13 protein-coding genes are annotated in these 16,645 nt (G+C 72.9%); 7 read left to right on the forward strand and 6 right to left on the reverse strand.

Annotated elements, in window-relative coordinates; all coding sequences use genetic code 11:
- Positions 1-13: 13 nt before the first annotated feature.
- The gene (locus IE269_RS20760) at positions 14-1,228 is read left to right on the forward strand and encodes an acetyl-CoA C-acetyltransferase (RefSeq protein ID WP_189824534.1); all 1,215 of its coding nucleotides are present in this window, start codon (positions 14-16) and stop codon (positions 1,226-1,228) included.
- Positions 1,229-1,269: 41 nt separating this feature from the next.
- Positions 1,270-3,444, forward strand: coding sequence for a 3-hydroxyacyl-CoA dehydrogenase NAD-binding domain-containing protein (locus IE269_RS20765; protein WP_189824535.1), 2,175 nt, complete (start codon positions 1,270-1,272; stop codon positions 3,442-3,444).
- 101 nt (positions 3,445-3,545) lie between these two features.
- On the opposite strand, the gene IE269_RS20770 is transcribed toward IE269_RS20765, so the two are convergent.
- Positions 3,546-4,286: a MerR family transcriptional regulator gene (locus tag IE269_RS20770; RefSeq protein WP_189824536.1), complete on the reverse strand. Its 741-nt coding sequence runs from the start codon at positions 4,284-4,286 to the stop codon at positions 3,546-3,548.
- Positions 4,287-4,428: 142 nt separating this feature from the next.
- Here IE269_RS20770 and IE269_RS20775 point away from each other — a divergent pair, with 142 nt between their 5' ends.
- Positions 4,429-6,237: an AMP-dependent synthetase/ligase gene (locus tag IE269_RS20775; protein WP_189824537.1), complete on the forward strand. Its 1,809-nt coding sequence runs from the start codon at positions 4,429-4,431 to the stop codon at positions 6,235-6,237.
- Between the two features lie 90 nt (positions 6,238-6,327).
- Here IE269_RS20775 and IE269_RS20780 read toward each other — a convergent pair whose 3' ends face one another.
- A complete protein-coding gene (locus IE269_RS20780) occupies positions 6,328-6,942 on the reverse strand; it encodes an MBL fold metallo-hydrolase (protein ID WP_189824538.1) in 615 nt (204 codons plus the stop codon).
- A gap of 165 nt (positions 6,943-7,107) precedes the next feature.
- On the opposite strand from IE269_RS20780, the gene IE269_RS20785 reads away from it, so the two are divergent.
- Entirely contained in the window at positions 7,108-8,019 is a 912-nt protein-coding gene (locus IE269_RS20785; protein ID WP_189824717.1) for a GlxA family transcriptional regulator, read from the forward strand.
- 160 nt (positions 8,020-8,179) lie between these two features.
- On the opposite strand, the gene IE269_RS20790 is transcribed toward IE269_RS20785, so the two are convergent.
- From IE269_RS20790 to IE269_RS20800, 3 genes are all read right to left on the reverse strand, one after another.
- Complete coding sequence (locus IE269_RS20790; RefSeq protein ID WP_189824539.1) at positions 8,180-9,373, reverse strand: NAD(P)-binding protein; 1,194 nt, start codon at positions 9,371-9,373, stop codon at positions 8,180-8,182.
- Between the two features lie 88 nt (positions 9,374-9,461).
- The gene (locus tag IE269_RS20795) at positions 9,462-10,112 is read right to left on the reverse strand and encodes a response regulator transcription factor (protein WP_189824540.1); all 651 of its coding nucleotides are present in this window, start codon (positions 10,110-10,112) and stop codon (positions 9,462-9,464) included.
- On the reverse strand, positions 10,100-11,305 hold the full coding sequence (locus IE269_RS20800; RefSeq protein WP_189824541.1) for a sensor histidine kinase: 1,206 nt from the start codon (positions 11,303-11,305) through the stop codon (positions 10,100-10,102). Before IE269_RS20800 ends, IE269_RS20795 begins: the two co-directional genes overlap by 13 nt.
- A 111-nt stretch (positions 11,306-11,416) precedes the next feature.
- Here IE269_RS20800 and IE269_RS20805 point away from each other — a divergent pair, with 111 nt between their 5' ends.
- The gene (locus IE269_RS20805) at positions 11,417-12,190 is read left to right on the forward strand and encodes an ABC transporter ATP-binding protein (protein ID WP_189824542.1); all 774 of its coding nucleotides are present in this window, start codon (positions 11,417-11,419) and stop codon (positions 12,188-12,190) included.
- Positions 12,187-14,610: an ABC transporter permease gene (locus tag IE269_RS20810; RefSeq protein WP_189824543.1), complete on the forward strand. Its 2,424-nt coding sequence runs from the start codon at positions 12,187-12,189 to the stop codon at positions 14,608-14,610. Before IE269_RS20805 ends, IE269_RS20810 begins: the two co-directional genes overlap by 4 nt.
- 66 nt (positions 14,611-14,676) lie before the next feature.
- On the opposite strand, the gene IE269_RS20815 is transcribed toward IE269_RS20810, so the two are convergent.
- Positions 14,677-15,513 carry a helix-turn-helix domain-containing protein gene (locus IE269_RS20815; RefSeq protein ID WP_229897978.1) on the reverse strand — a complete coding sequence of 279 codons (837 nt, stop codon included), beginning with the start codon at positions 15,511-15,513 and terminating at the stop codon, positions 14,677-14,679.
- A gap of 59 nt (positions 15,514-15,572) precedes the next feature.
- On the opposite strand from IE269_RS20815, the gene IE269_RS20820 reads away from it, so the two are divergent.
- A complete protein-coding gene (locus tag IE269_RS20820; RefSeq protein ID WP_189824544.1) occupies positions 15,573-16,643 on the forward strand; it encodes an MBL fold metallo-hydrolase in 1,071 nt (356 codons plus the stop codon).
- The last annotated feature ends 2 nt before the right edge of the window (positions 16,644-16,645 follow it).

Here is a 16,645-nt window from a genome sequence, read left to right on the forward strand (position 1 = left end):
AAAGGCATTCGTCTTGAGCACCGAAGCGTACGTGTACGACGCGATCCGCACCCCGCGCGGCCGCGGCAAGGCCAACGGCGCCCTGCACGGCACCAAGCCGATCGACCTCGTCGTCGGCCTCATCCACGAGATCACGGCCCGCTTCCCCGACCTCGACCCCGCCGCCATCGACGACATCGTCCTCGGTGTCGTCGGCCCGGTCGGCGACCAGGGCTCCGACATCGCCCGCACCGCCGCCATCTCCGCCGGACTCCCCGACACGGTCGCGGGCGTCCAGGAGAACCGCTTCTGTGCCTCCGGCCTCGAGGCCGTCAACCTGGCTGCCATGAAGGTCCGTTCGGGCTGGGAGGACCTGGTCCTGGCAGGCGGCGTGGAGTCCATGTCGCGCGTGCCGATGGGTTCCGACGGCGGTGCCTGGTTCAACGACCCGATCACCAACTTCGAGAACGGCTTCGTCCCGCAGGGCATCGGCGCCGACCTCATCGCCACCATCGAGGGCTACTCGCGCCGCGACGTGGACGAGTACGCCGCCCTCTCCCAGGAGCGCGCCGCGGCCGCCTGGAAGGACGGCCGCTTCAAGCGTTCCGTCGTCCCGGTCCGCGACCGCAACGGCCTGCTGGTCCTGGACCACGACGAGCACATGCGCCCCGGCACCACCGCCGACTCCCTCGCCGCCCTGAAGCCCTCCTTCGCCGCGATCGGCGACATGGGCGGCTTCGACGCGGTCGCCCTCCAGAAGTACCACTGGGTGGAATCGATCGACCACGTCCACCACGCGGGCAACTCCTCCGGCATCGTCGACGGCGCCGCCCTCGTCGCCATCGGCACCAAGGAGGTCGGCGAGCGCTACGGCCTGACCCCCCGCGCCCGCATCGTCTCCGCCGCCGTCTCCGGCTCCGAGCCCACCATCATGCTCACCGGCCCCGCCCCCGCCACCCGCAAGGCCCTCGCCAAGGCGGGCCTGACCATCGACGACATCGACCTGGTCGAGATCAACGAGGCCTTCGCGGGCGTCGTCCTGCGCTTCGCCAAGGACATGGGCCTCTCCCTCGACAAGATCAACGTCAACGGCGGCGCCATCGCCATGGGCCACCCGCTGGGCGCGACCGGCGCGATGATCCTCGGCACCCTCGTCGACGAACTGGAGCGCCAGGACAAGCGCTACGGCCTCGCCACCCTGTGCGTCGGCGGCGGCATGGGCGTCGCCACCGTCATCGAGCGCGTCTGAATCTCGTCCCGCCCCGCCACCCTTTACGGAGAAGCCAGAACATGAGCGAGTCCACCACCATCCGCTGGGAACAGGACGAGACCGGCGTCGTCACCCTCACCTTCGACGACCCCAACCAGTCCGCGAACACCATGAACCAGGCCTTCAAGGACTCCATCGCGGCCGTCGCCGACCGCGCGGAGGCCGAGAAGGACTCCATCCGGGGCATCATCTACGCCTCCGCCAAGAAGACCTTCTTCGCTGGCGGCGACCTCAAGGACATGATCCAGGTCGGCCCCGAGCACGCCCAGCAGGCCTTCGACACCGGTACGTCCATCAAGGCCGCCCTGCGCAAGATCGAGACCCTCGGCAAGCCCGTCGTCGCCGCCATCAACGGCGCTGCCCTGGGCGGCGGTTACGAGATCGCGCTCGCCTCGCACCACCGCATCGCCCTCGACGCGCCCGGCTCCAAGATCGGCCTGCCCGAGGTCACGCTCGGCCTGCTTCCGGCGGGCGGCGGCGTCACCCGTACCGTACGCCTCATGGGCATCGCCGACGCGCTGCTCAAGGTCCTCCTCCAGGGCACCCAGTACAGCCCGCAGCGCGCCCTCGAAAACGGTCTCGTCCACGAGGTCGCGGCCACCCCCGAGGAGATGCTCGCCAAGGCCCGCGCCTTCATCGACGCGAACCCCGAGTCGCACCAGCCGTGGGACGTCAAGGGCTACAAGATCCCCGGCGGCACGCCGTCCAACCCGCGCTTCGCCGCGAACCTCCCGGCGTTCCCCGCGAACCTCAAGAAGCAGACGGGCGGGGCGAATTACCCCGCGCCGCGCAACATCCTGGCCGCCGCCGTCGAGGGTTCGCAGGTCGACTTCGAGACCGCGCTGACCATCGAGGCCCGCTACTTCACCGAGCTGGTGACGGGCCAGGTCGCGAAGAACATGATCCAGGCGTTCTTCTTCGACCTCCAGGCCGTCAACTCCGGGGCCAGCCGCCCCAAGGACGTCGAGCGCCGCAAGGTCCGCAAGGTCGCCGTGCTCGGCGCGGGCATGATGGGCGCGGGCATCGCGTACTCCTGCGCGCGGGCCGGGATCGAGGTCGTCCTCAAGGACGTCTCCCCGGAGGCCGCCGCCAAGGGCAAGGCGTACAGCGAGAAGCTCCTCGCGAAGGCGCTCGGTCGCGGCCGTACCACCGAGGCCAAGCGCGACGAACTCCTCGCCCGCATCACCCCGACCGCCGACCCCGCCGATCTCGCGGGCTGCGACGCCGTGATCGAGGCGGTCTTCGAGGACACCGGCCTCAAGCACAAGGTGTTCCAGGAGATACAGGACATCGTCGAGCCCGACGCGCTCCTGTGCTCCAACACCTCCACCCTGCCCATCACGGGCCTGGCGGAAGGTGTGTCGCGCCCGGTCGACTTCATCGGCCTGCACTTCTTCTCGCCGGTCGACAAGATGCCGCTGGTCGAGATCATCAAGGGCGAGCGGACCGGCGACGAGGCCCTGGCCCGCGCCTTCGACCTGGTCCGCCAGATCAAGAAGACGCCGATCGTCGTCAACGACAGCCGCGGCTTCTTCACCTCGCGCGTCATCGGCAACTTCATCAACGAGGGCGTCGCCATGGTCGGCGAGGGCATCGAGCCCGCGTCGATCGAGCAGGCCGCCGCGCAGGCCGGCTACCCGGCGAAGGTCCTCTCCCTCATGGACGAGCTGACCCTCACCCTGCCGCGCAAGATCCGCCTGGAGACGAAGAAGGCCGTCGAGGCGGCGGGCGGCACCTGGCCCGGCCACCCCTCCGACGCGGTCATCGACCGGATGGTCGACGAGTTCAAGCGCCCGGGACGCAGCGGGGGCGGCGGCTTCTACGAGTACGGCGAGGACGGCAGGCGCACCCGCCTGTGGCCGGGTCTGCGCGAGCACTTCACCAAGCCGGGTACGGAGATCCCCTTCCGCGACATGCAGGAGCGGATGCTCTTCTCCGAGGCCATCGACACGGTCCGCTGCTTCGAGGAGGGCGTGCTCACGACGGTCGCCGACGCCAACATCGGCTCCATCATGGGCATCGGCTTCCCCGCCTGGACCGGCGGCGTGATCCAGTACATCAACGGTTACGAGGGCGGCCTGCCCGGATTCGTCGCGCGCGCCCGCGAGCTGGCCGCGGCGTACGGCGAGCGCTTCGAGCCGACGGCGCTGCTGGTCGAGAAGGCGGAGAAGGGCGAGAAGTTCACGGACGCGTGAGCGGTTTCCGGGCGACGGGAGCGTGATGCGGCGCCGGGAGGGGGCACCCCCTTCCGGCGCCGCTGACCTGCCCCGTGCGGGCAGGGCGGGGCGGCCGGTTCCTAGCGCTCCTTGTCCACGAACGCCGCCCGCAGCTCCTCCTTCAGCGACCGCTGGAAGGCCGTGACCAGGGCCTGGAGCACCATCGGCTGCATGTGCGCGGACAGCGACTTCATCGCCTCCACGTGCTCCGGGTCCGACTCGCGCTCCCGGTAGGGGCTCCACACCTCGTCGCGGAACAGGCGGGTCAGCTCGCGGGCGGCCGACCGGGTGTGCTCCATCAGGATCGTGCGGGCCGCGAGGATCGTCTCGTGCGCGATCGGTACGCCCAGCAACTGCACGCCGAGCGCCAGCAGCCCCGGATCCACCCGGAAGGTGTCCGGGTCCTCGGCGCGCTCCAGCACGCTCATCGCGGCCAGCCGGTCGAGGTCCGTGTCCGACAGCGGACCGCCCGCCCGGCGCTCCAGCTCCGCCCGGGTGGCCAGCTCCGCCGAGTCCGGGGACCAGGAGGCGACCACCGCGCGGTGGATGGCGAGGTCGTGCGCGCTCAGGTCCGGAGGGAGCTGCTCCAGATAGCGCTCGATGGCGGACAGGGTCATGCCATGGTGCTGGAGTTCCTCGATGAGCGCGAGGCGGGAGAGGTGCTCGGGGCCGTAGTGGCCGACCCGGCGGGGGCCGATCACCGGGGGAGGGAGGAGGCCCTTGGTGCTGTAGAAGCGGATGGTGCGGACGGTGACGCCGGCCCGTGCGGCCAGTTCGTCGACCGTGAGCGTCGGCTCCCCGGTACCGGTGGTCGTCGTCATGCGGCTGCCCCGTTCCTGTGCTGATCCCCTGGCGGATTCCCCTGTCGGGAGTCGGTGCAACAGTATTGCTGTCTCACTACTGTTGTGAAAGCCTCCCCTGCACGTTCTGGTAATGCCCAGTCGCTGACGACACGAGGCGGTCATGACCACGATCCTGCGCCTTCCCGCCGAACCGGCAGAACTCACCCTTCCCGCCCTGCTCCTGCGCAACACCGAGGACCACGGCGACCTCCCGGCCCTGTCCTGGCGCACCCCAGACGGCGGCTGGACCACGCTCACCTGGCGCGAGGTGCGACGGAAGGCCGCCGTCCTGGCCGCCGGGTACGCGGCGCTCGGGGTGCGGCGGGGCGAGCAGGTGCTCATGATGATGGGCAACCGTCCCGAGCACTGGCTGAGCGACCTCGCGCTCACCCACCTCGGTGCGATCCCCGTCTCGGTGTACGGAACGGCCGCCGCCGAACAGGTCGCGCACATCGTCCGGCACAGCGGGGCCCGCTTCGCGATCGTCGAGGGTGCGGGTGAACTCCCGCGCTGGGAGCCCCTGTTGACGGACACCTCGAACCGCCTGGAGAAGCTCGTGGTGGCCGAGCCCGCCGAGGCGGGCCCGCACCGCACCTACGGCTCGCTGCACGCCTCCGGCGGACGCCTCCACCAGCCCGACGCCTTCGAGAAGACCTGGCGGGAGACCCGCGCCGAGGACGTCCTCACCGTCGTCTACACCTCCGGCACCACCGGCGACCCCAAGGCCGTACCCATCACCCACCGCATGGTGGTGAGCAACGCGCTCTCCCTCGACAAGGTCGTCGCCCTGCCCGACCACGTCGAGCACATCTGCTACCTCCCCTTCGCGCACATCGCCGAGCGCATGCTCGGTATCTACCTCCCGGTGTTCCGCGCCTCGCACGTCCACCTGTGCGCGGATGTCTCTCAAGTCGCCGCCACGGCACGGGAGTTGCACCCGGCGCAGTTCTTCGGCGTGCCGAGGGTGTGGGAGAAGATGGCGGCAGGTGTACGGGCCGCGCTCGCCGGACTTCCCGTGGAGCAGCGGGCCGCGATCGAGCGGATGGGGGAGACCACCCGTGCCCACATCGCCGCCCGCGAACGCGGCGAGGTTCCGTCGCCGGAGCTGGAGACCGCGCACACGGAGGCCAAGAAGGGCCTCGCGCCGCTGCTGGCGCTCGCGGGCTTCGACCGGCTGGTGTGGACGGCGAGCGCTTCCGCGCCGATGCCGCTCGAAGTCACCCGGTTCTGGGCGGGGTTGGGCATCACGATCATGGATGCGTGGGGGCTGACGGAGACCGTAGGTGTGTGCACCGCCAACAGCCCGACGGACGGCTTCCGGCTCGGTTCGGTGGGCCGCCCGCTCGACGGCCTGGAACTCAAGGTCGCCGAGGACGGCGAGATCCTGGCGCGCGGTGAGACCGTCTTCCGGGGCTATCTGCGGGCGGACGGCACCCTGGAGGAGGCCCTCGACGCGGACGGCTGGTTCGCGACCGGCGACATCGGGCGGATCGACGACGACGGCTTCCTCTGGCTCACCGACCGCAAGAAGGAAATGATCGTCACCTCGACGGGCAAGAACGTCTCCCCGGCCCTCGTCGAGAACACCCTCAAGGAACACCCCCTGATCGGCCAGGCCCTGGTCCACGGCGACGGGAAGTCGTACGTGGTGGCGCTGCTGGTGCCGGACGCGGAGGTCCTTCCGGCCTGGGCGGCGGCACAGGGCATCGAGGGCCCGGTGACGGCCGGCCATCCTGCGGTACGGGAGGAGATCGCGCGGGCGGTTCAGGCGGCCAACGCACGCCTGAACCGTACCGAGCAGGTGAAGCGGTACCGAGTGCTGGCCGACGAATGGGGGCCGGAGACGGGGGAGTTGACCCCGTCGCTGAAGCTGCGGCGCAGGGCGATCAGGGAGAAGTACGGGGCGGAGATCGAGGCGCTGTACGGGTGAGCGGGGGCGGGCGCGGGGGCGGCCACGGGTAAGGGCTGCGGGCGTGAGCCGCGGGTGTGGGCCGCCCCTTTCCGCCGGAGCGGCCTTCCGCTAGAGCGGCGCGTTCTCGTCCGCCGGGAACGGGGCGCCGTGCCCCGGCACGATCACGTCCGCCAGGGCCAGGACCCGCTGCCGGGACCGGCGCAACTGCTCCTGGTCGGGGGCGACCGGGTCGACGACCGGCCCGTTGGGCCGCCACCACAGGTCGCCCGCGAACGCCACCACGCCGGATTCCGTCCCCGCGAGGAGGGTGATGTCCTCCGCGCTGTGGCCCGGGGTGTGGAGCAGGCGCAGCGAGGGGGTGAGTTCGTGGCCCTCCGCATCGCGGTCCGTCCACTGGTTGCCGTCGTACACGGCCTTGTGGTCGTGCACGCGGGCGCCCGGGAAGACGCCCACGTTGAGGATGTTGTCCGGGTGGTGGTGGCTGAGGATCACGTCCGTGATGTCGTCCGGGCCGAGCCCGAGGGCGGCCAGGGGGCCCAGGATGCTGTCCCGGTCCGGCACCATGCCCGGGTCGAAGATCAGGTGCCGGTCGCCGTCGGTGACGTACGAGACGGTGGCGGCGACTCCGGGGCCGGTGGAGAGGGTGTAGCCGGTGTGCAGGACGGTGTAGGAGGCGGTGCGGGCGAGGGGGGCTTCGGTCTGTGCTGCGGTCGTTGTCGTCATGGCTGCAAGCATTCCGGGGCGGGGGAGGGCGTACGAGTGGCCCTTCTGCCAGCGATCGCGGGAATCGTGCCAGACTGAGGAGCCATGGAGGCTCAAGAGGTGGAATCGGGCGGGGTGTTGGGCCCTTTCCTGCGGATTGCGGCGTATGCGCCGCCCGGGGTCGGCATGCTCGCCGTGGGTCTGGTGGCGGAGGTCTTCGACCCGCGGCCCGGGCTGCCGGCCTTCGACTTCGCGCTGTGCACGGAGCGGCCGGGCCAGGTGCGGACCGACATCGGGGTGCCGGTCGCGGTCGGGGAGGGGCTGGACCGGATCGCCACGGCCGACCTGGTGCTGGCCCTGCCCTGGGCGGACTTCCGTACTCCACCGTCGGCGGCGGTACTGGACGCCTTCGCGGCGGCGCACGCGCGCGGTGCGGTGGTCGCCGCGCACTGCGTAGGGGTCTTCGCGCTGGCGGCGGCGGGGCTGCTGGAGGGGCGCCGGGCCACGACGCACTGGCGGTTCGCGGAACTGCTGGCGGGGCGCTATCCCGGGGTGCGGGTGGCGGCGGACGATCTGTACGTCGACGAGGGGCCGGTGGTCACGGGCGCGGGGGCGGCCGCCGGATTCGACCTGTGCCTGCACCTGGTGCGGCGGGAGCACGGGGCGGCCGTCGCCAACGCGGTCGCCCGCGACCTGGTGCTGCCGTCCCACCGGGAAGGCGGGCAGTCCCAGTACCTGGCGGCCCCCGTTCCGGAGGAGTGCGCGGACGACCGGCTGGCCGACGTGCTGGAGTGGGCGCGTGGGAACCTCCACGAGCCCTTGTCCGTGGCGGACCTGGCGGGTCGGGCGCTGATGAGCAGGCGCTCCTTCGCGCGGAGGTTCGCGGCGGCGACGGGCACGACGCCGCATGCGTGGCTGGTGGGGCTGCGGTTGAGCGCGGCGGAGGAACTGCTGGAGACGACGGACCTGCCGGTGGAGGAGATCGCGAGGCGGGTGGGGTACGGGAGTGCGGCGGTGCTGCGGGAGCAGTTCGTGAGGCGGAGGGGGGTGCCGCCGAGGTCCTACCGGAGGTCGTTTGCGAGGGGGGTGGGGGTGTAGGGGGCGGGCCCTCGGGCCGGGGTGGGGAGGTCTCGGTTGCGTGCGGGTGTGTTGTGGCTGGGCGCGCAGTTCCCCGCACCCCTGAAGGGGCTGCTTCGCAGCGCCCTGCCCCCGGGCCCGCTCAACCTGGGTTCCCGCCCACCCCGGCTCGGCCCGCCCCTCACCCCGCCCTGCGCAGGCCCTGCTGCCCCCGCAGGGCACGGACTGCGCCTTTGCCCGCCTCCAGGCCGCTCAGCATCGCGATTTCGCCGCGCATCCCCGGTGCCGCCACCATGTCGCCCGCCAGGAAGACGCCGTCGCCCCGGTCGATCGGCGGGCGGTCGCGCCAGGTGCGGCCGGGGAGGTCCAGGGCGCCCGTGCGGCCCTTCGCCGTGGCCGTGCGGCTCCACGTCGTGCGGTTGCGCCAGCCGGGTACGGTCAGGTCGGCCAGTGCCTCCAGCCGCGTGCGGGCCGAGGCCAGGGGCTCGCCGTCCCGTACCGGCATGTCCAGTTGGAACAGTGACTCGCCCCGTGGCGCGATCGTCGGGTCCTGCATCGAGTACGACTCGTGGAACCCGCCCCCGTCCAGGTCGAACGCGATGAACCGGTCCCGCCGGTCCGAGCGCACCGCCAGGTCCAGCAGCACGCAGTGGCCGCTCTCCCCGGTGAGGGTCGGGTCGCCCAACAGGCGCTGTGCGGAGGCGAGTTCGGTGGCGACGATCACCGGGCGGTCCGTGGGGAGTTCCGTCACCCGCTCGCCGAGGTGCACCCGTACACCCAGCTCCCGGGCCCGTGCCTCCATCCGGTCCAGCACCGCCTGCCAGCCGCCCACCACCCACCGCACCGTCGGGACCGACGGCGCGAACACCCGGCGGAACAGTTCCCACACGAAGGCCGCCGACAGCCGGCCCGTGTCCGCGTCGTACGTCACCACCGAGATCGCCCGTGCCGCCGCCCGCGCCGTCTCCTCCCCGTACCGGTCCGACGCCCACTCGTGGAAGGTCAGGTCCACCGGTGCGGTCGCGGGCCTGCCCGGCAGCATCATCCGCAGCAGTCCGGCGGGCGGCATCGCCCGCAGCCTTCCGTCCCGTACGAAGCTCAGCTTCAGGTCCCGCAGCGGCGGCCGGCCGAGCCTGCCCACCAGGTCCCGCTCCACCAGCCAGTCCCAGTGCGGCAGATCCGCGTAGAAGACGTGCGCCCCCTCGTGCGCCACGTACGGCGCCGGAGTCGCCCGGCCCCGCCCGCCCAGCGAGCCGTGGGCCTCGTACAGGTCCACGCCCGCCCCCGACTCCGCGACGGTGATCGCCGCCACCAGACCGGCGATCCCGCCTCCGATGATGGTCACGTTGCCGTTCGCAGCGTTTATTGCGTTCATCGCGAGCCTCCTCCGCAGGGGCTCCGTGCCCCTTCGACCACTGGACGAACGGCACCCGCACGGATGTGACATCGCGAGGGAATCCGGGTCAGCCCCGCAGGTACGCCAGCACCGCCAACACCCGGCGGTGGTCGTCCGGGGCCGGGGGCAGGTCCAGTTTCTGGAGGATGCCCGCGATGTGCTTGGCCACCGCCGCCTCCGTCACCACCAGCGCCCGCGCGATCGCCGCGTTCGACCTGCCCTCCGCCATCAGCCCCAGCACCTCCCGCTCGCGCGGCGTGATCCGCCCGAGCGGGTCCCGGCGGCGGGCCAGGAGCTGGCGCACGACCTCCGGGTCGACGACCATGCCGCCGTCCGCGACCCGCACGAGCGCGTCCATGAACTCCTCGACGTCCCCGACCCGGTCCTTCAGGAGGTAGCCCGTCCCGGCCCCGTGCCGCGATTCGAGGAGTTCCTCGGCGAAGGTCTGCTCGACGTACTGGCTCAGCACGACCGCCGCCAAGTGCGGCTGCTCGCCCTGGAGTTCGCGTACCGCGCGCAAACCCTCGTCACGGAAGGCGGGCGGCATCCGCACGTCCGCCACCACCAGGTCGGGGCGGTGTTCGCGCGCCGCGGCGACGAGCGAGGGGCCGTCGCCCACGGCCGCCGGGACACTGTGCCCGAACCGTTCCAGCAGGCTCACCAGACCCTCGCGCAGCAGCACCGCGTCCTCGGCGAGCACGATCCTCAACTGCCGCACGCTTCCCCCTCGTACGCGCCCACCGGTATCTCCACCCTCAGCCGGGTCGGCCCGCCCGCCGGGCTCGACAGCAGCATTCTGCCGTCGACCGCCGCCACCCGGTCCGCCAGCCCCGTCAGCCCCGACCCGGCCGCCGGGTCCGCGCCGCCGCGCCCGTCGTCGTACACCTCGATCATGAGCGTCGCGGAGACGAGGCGTCCGCTGACGCGGCAGCGAGTGGCGGCCCCGTGCCGGGCCGTGTTCGTGAGGGCCTCGCAGATCGCGAAGTACGCCGCCACCTCCACCGACTCGGCGATGCGGCACGGGAGTTCGAGGTCCACGTCGACGGGTACGGGGGAGCGGCCCGCCACGTCGCGCACCGCCGCCGGCAGGCCCCGCTCCGTGAGGACCTGAGGGTGCACTCCCCGGATCAGCTCGCGCAGCTCCGACAGGGCGTCCTTCGCCATCGCGTGCGCCTCGGCGACCTCCCGGGCCGCCCGCGAGTCCGGCGGGAGGTCGAGTGCCGCCAGGCCCAGCTTCATCGTCAGCGCGACCAGCCGCTGCTGCGCGCCGTCGTGCAAGTCCCGCTCGATACGCCGCCGTTCGGCCTCGTACGCATCCACCAGGCGTGCCCGGGAGCGGCGCACCTCCGTCAACTCCACCTCGTGCGAGCTGAGTACGGCACGCGAGAGCGCACCCCGCGCCCCCGCCCACGCCGCGATCGGATACGCGGCCACCGGCAGCAGCAGCACCCCCGCCACCGGCCCGCCCACCGACGCCCACAGCACGGCATCCGGCTGCCACGGCGCAAGGAGCAGCACCCCCGGAATCCCCAACGCCACCATGGCCAGGGCGAGATCGGCCCACCCCACGGCGAGAACCGACACCGCCCCGTACCCGAGCCCGCGCAGTCCGGCCGGCGTACGGAGCCCCTGCCGCACCGGAGTCGCCGCCACGTCCACCAGCCGCAGCCGCCACCGCTCCAGCGGCCCCGACAGCAGCACCGCGAACCCCGTCACCAGCACCGCGCACACCACCGCCACGCCCAGCCCGATCCGCTCGCGGGCCGCGAACAGCCCGCCCACGGCCAGCCAGGTGCCCACCCCCAGCACCCCGCCGGACAGCAGATGCAGCAGCGAACGCCACGGCCAGGAGGAACGCAGGAAGCCCACCGGGCGACTGGTCAGCGCCTCCAGGACGGTTCGGTTGATCATCCGGCCGACGATAGCCGCAGCGTTCCGGTGGAGGCACTAGTGCTGGGTGTAGTACGAGGACTAGTCCGGCGGCCCATGTTCCCTGATCCGTACGCCGGTTGACTCGATGCCATGCCGACGACCACACATCCCGCAGCGCACTCCGCGCTCAGCCAACGGCCCGTGGAGCTGACCTCCGTCACCAAGCGGTACGGCACGGGCGGGAGCACCGTGACCGCACTCGACGACGTCACCCTCTCCTTCGCGCCCGGCACCATGACCGCCGTGATGGGCCCCTCCGGATCCGGGAAGTCCACCCTCCTCCAGTGCGCCGCCGGCCTCGACCGGCCCACCAGCGGCAGCGTCGCCCTCGACGGGACCCCGCTCGACGGCCTGGACGAGACCGCCCTCACCCTGCTCCGCCGCGACCGCGTCGGCTTCGTCTTCCAGGCCTTCAACCTGGTCTCCGCCCTCACCGCCGCCCAGAACGTCGCCCTCCCGCTGCTCCTCGCCGGCCATCGCCCCGACCCTGCGGCCGTGACCGCCGCCCTCGCCGAAGTGGGCATCGCCGACCGGGCCGGACACCGGCCCAGCCAGCTCTCCGGCGGCCAGCAGCAGCGCGTCGCGCTCGCCCGTGCCCTGGTCACCCGGCCCGCCGTGCTCTTCGCCGACGAACCCACCGGCGCCCTCGACACCCACACCTCCCGGGCCGTACTCGCCCTGCTGCGCGGCCTGGTGGACCGCCACGCCCAGACCGTGATCATGGTGACGCACGACCCGGCCGCCGCCTCCTGGGCCGACCGCGTGATCCTCCTCGCCGACGGCCGCATCGCCGACGAGATCACCACCCGCTCCGGCGCCGAGACCATCGCCTCCCGCATGGCCGTCCTGGAGGAGCGCGCATGAACCCCCTCATCTTCGCCCTCGCCACCGTCCGCGAACGCCGCACCGCCCTCGCCGGATCGTTCCTCGCACTGTGCCTGGGCGTCGCGATCCTCTCCGCGAGCGCCCTGATCCTGCTGTCGGGCGGCAGCGGCGTGCCCGGCCGCTATGCCGGAACCCCCGTCCTCGTACAGGCGCCTAAGGGAGCGGCCACGGACGGTACGTTCCTGGACCGGGCGCCCTGGTCGCCGCAGCGCACCCAGCAGCTCACCCGGGACCTCGCCGCCGTCCCGGGCGTGCGCGAGGTGGTCGCCGACCGGTCCTTCCCCGCCCAGGCGGTACGGGACGACGGGCAGCCGGTCGGGGAACAGAGGGAACGTGCGCGCGAGGGCCACGGGTGGTCGAGCGCGGCGCTCGCACCGTACGCGATGGGGGAGGGTCGTCCGCCGACGAACGGTCAGGAAGTGGCTGTGTCACAGGACTTGGACCTTCCCGTCGGCGCTCGGATCAGCCTCCTCACCGCCAAGGGACCCGAGCCCTTCACCGTCACCGGAACCGTCGACGGGCCCGGCTACTACGTCACCGACGCCCGCGCCGCAGCCCTCTCCGGCGGAGTCCGTGTCCTGGGGCTGCTGACCGGGCCCGGTGCGGACCGGCGCGCGGTCGCGGCCGCCGCCGCGAAGGCCGTGGGCGCGTCCGGCACCGTCCTGACCGGTGACGCACGCGAGGCCCTCGCACCCGTGCAGGACGAGAAGACCCGGTGGATCGGCGCCCAGGTGCTGAGCGCGATGGCCGCGCTCTCCGGATTCGTCACCGTCTTCGTCGTCTCCTCCACCTTCGCCTTCACCGTCGCCCAACGCCGCCGCGAATTCGGCCTGTTGAGGACCGTCGGCGCCACGCCGAAGCAGTTGCGGAGGATGCTGTACGGGGAGGCGCTCGCCGTCGGCGCGGTTGCGGCCGGAGCCGGGGTGACCCTGGGGGCACTGTTCGCGCCCGCACTCGGAGACGTCCTGGTCGACGCGGGCTTCCAGCCGGAGGGATTCGCCGCCCGCATCCAACTCCCGGTGCTCGCCGGGGCGTTCGGCATCGGTGTGCTCGTCGCCATGGCCGGAGTGTGGGCGGCGGCACGAAGGGCCGCACGCACCGCACCGCTGGACGCCCTGCGCGAGGCGGCCGTCGACGACCGGCCGCCGTCCCGTGCCCGCCTGTTCGCAGGAATCGGCTTCACCGTCGCCGGGTGCGCGGCGGCCGTCGGGAGCGCGGTCGTCGACCCCGCCGACATGGTGAGCCTCGCCCTGCTCACCGCCGTCACCCTGATCACCGGGGTGACCCTGCTGACCCCGGCCGTCGTCCCGCCCCTGGTCCGGCTGGTCACGCGACCCCTCGCCCGGCGCGGCGGGGCGGTGGCACTGCTGGTGCGGGAAGGGATGCTGACGGCGGTCCGGCGAACGGCGTCGACGGTCGCGCCGGTGCTGGCGACAGTCGGCTTCGTCGTCCTGATCACCGGCAACACCCAGACCTCCGCGCACCCCTACCGCACGGAGGAGGCCGTCTCCGTACGGGCCGAGGCGGCGGTCGTCCCGCACGGAACCCCCGGTCTGAGCGATGCGGCGGTCGCCCGCGTCCAAGGAGCGGCACTGCTGCCGACCGTCCTGCACACGGACCGCGCACCCCTCACGGCGGCGGGCATCGACCCCGGCTCTTTCGCGGCGGTCAACAGCAGGCTCAAGGTGGTCTCCGGGTCGCTCGACGGGCTGGGTGACGGGCTGGGGGACGGGCTGGGGGACGGGGTCGCGGTCACCGAGTCCGTACGCAGGACGCTGGGGCCGACGATCCGGGCCACCTTCGAGGACGGGCGGACGGAGACGCTGCGGGTGGCGGCGGTGCTGGACGACCGTTCGAGCCCGTACCAGGTACTCATGGGACGGGCGGCGGTCCGGGCGCACGACCCGGCGGCGCTCACCGAGGTCGTGTACCGGACGGGGCCCCGGACCGAGGTGCCGGGCGGGCACGAGGTGAGCCCGGCCGCGCACGCGGGGAGCGCCGACGCGGAGGAGGACCGGCTGGTGTGGGTGTTCACCCTGTTGCTGGTGGGGCTATCGGCGGGCTACACCGCGCTGGCCGTGGCGAACACGCTGCTCATGGCGACCGCCGACCGCCGGGCGGACTTCCGGGTGCTGAGGCTTTCGGGGGCGACGGTGCGGCAGGTGCTGGGGGTGGTCGTGGGGGAGACGGTCTTCGTGGTCGCCCTCGGGACCCTGCTCGGCGGGCTGGTCGCGCTGCCCTCCCTGCTGGGCATCCGGGCGGGGCTGAGCGGGCTGCTCGGGGTGCCGGTCGACCTGGTCGTCCCCGGGGTGCCGGTGCTGGGGGCGGTGGGGGCGTGCCTGCTGCTGGCCCTTGCGGGCAGCGTGCTGCCGACGAGGGCGGCGCTGCGGGCGGGGTGAAGATGCCGTGCGGGGGAGCGCAAGGTGAGCGGGGGCGGCCTCCGGGAAGGGGGATCGCAGTGGGCGTCACGCACCGCGCAGGAGGCTGCGTACCCGACCCGGCGGCACCCCCGCCGCCTCCCGCACGACCCGGGTCATGTGCGACTGGTCGCTGAAGCCAGACTCCACCGCCAGCGCCCCGAGGTCCGACTCTCCCTCCGCGATCCGCTCCAGGACGCGCGCCACCCGCAGCCGATTGCGGTAGCGGGCCAGCGGAACCCCCGTGCCCGCCCGGAAGATGCGGCTGAGATGGTGCGGGGAGCAGCCCACCTCCCGGCCCAGGGCGTCCAGCCCGAGGCCGAGGTCCTGGGCGAGCGCGCCCCGTGCCGCGTCCACCAGGGCTGCACGGGCCGCGGCCGTGCGCGGCAGGCCGGACGCGAGGCGCTCGGGAGCGAGCTGGGTCAGGATACGTACCGTCAAATCCGTGCAGCGCTCGGCGAGTTCGAAGGAATCCGCCCCGGCGGTCGCCCGGCCCAGCAGCATGCGATGGGCGAACGCCACGTCCGGAGTGCAGTAGGCCAGACCCTCGGGCACGTGCGGGTCACCGCCGAGGAGTTCCGCCAGCTCCGGCTCGTCGACCACGATCTCCGTGTACGCGTCGGCCCCCTGCGGATGCGCGAACTGCTGCTCCCGGCCCGCCCGTTCGACGAACACGCTCGCCGTGTCGACCAGCCGCACCACCCCGTCCACCCGGCTGCTGAACACCCCCTGCCGCACCAGCACCAGCCCGAACACCCCGGCCGTCCTGGGCTCCGTCCATCCGCACCCGGGGTCCTCGCACCGCACCCCCGCGACGTGCAGCCCGTCGCGGTCCAGGTGCGTCAGCCGCTCCACCGGCATGGTCGGCCCCTCCCACAGCGTCACGTCACAACCGCGCAAGAATCTTCAAGCCCGCGCCACGGGCCCGGCGACAGCATGACGCCATGACCCGACACAGTCCACACACCCCGTCCCCTTCAACCGGTTCGACCGATGCGACCGATGCGACCGGTTCGACCGGCCCGACCGGCTCGACCGGCGAGGGACCCGCCCGCCGCACCGTCCTGCGCGGTGCGGCCGCCGCCACCGCAGGCTCGGCGGCCGTCCTCTGGAGCGCCGCCCCACAAGCTGATGCAGCCGCACCACAAGCAGTCGCAACCCCCTCCGCACCCGACCCCGAAGCCCCCACCGGCCGCATCCTCCGCCGCCGTACCGGCCCCTTCGAGGTGCTGGCCCTGCTCGACGCCCACGGCCCGTTCCCCGGCAAGCAGACCGACCACTTCGCCGGGGCGACCCCCGAGGCCTGGGCCCGCGCCAAGCGCATCGACCCGCGCGCCTTCGGCCCCGCCGACACCTGGGTGCTGGACTTCCGCTGCTACGCGATACGCCGCCCGGGCGGCCGGGTCACCCTCGTCGACACGGGCGTCGGCCCCGCCGACTCGCCCGCCGCACCCTGGGCCCCGGTCCCCGGGCACCTGCCGCAGGTGCTGGCCGACGCCGGAATCCGGCGGCGCGACGTGGACACCGTCGTCCTCACCCACCTCCACGAGGACCACTACGGCTGGGCGGTCTCGCCCGCGGGCGTCCCGATGCTCCCCGAGGCCCGCTACGTCGTGCAACGCGCCGAGACCGCGGCCCTCACCGAGAAGGACACCGCGTACCGCTACGTCGTCGCACCCCTGCGCCGCACCGGACAACTCCACGAAGTCGACGGCAGGACCAGGCTGTTGGGGGCGGGCAAGAGGCGCTCCGGAGCCGTCGTCCTGCTGCCCACCCCCGGCCACACCGCCGGCCACCAATCCGTCCTGGTCGACGGGGGCGGCCGCCGCATCATGGTCACCGGCGACGCCCTGGTGCACGCGGTCCAACTCGCCGACCCGGCCGTCCCGTACCGCTACGAGAGGGACCCCGCCACCGCCCGCCGCAGCCGGGAACAACTCCTCCGCGAAGCACGGGCGGGCCGTGCGCTGCTCGCCACGGCCCACCTCAACACCACGTTCCTGCCGGTCCGTTAGGA

The organism is Streptomyces spiroverticillatus (assembly GCA_014650415.1).
Classification (GTDB): domain Bacteria; phylum Actinomycetota; class Actinomycetes; order Streptomycetales; family Streptomycetaceae; genus Streptomyces; species Streptomyces spiroverticillatus.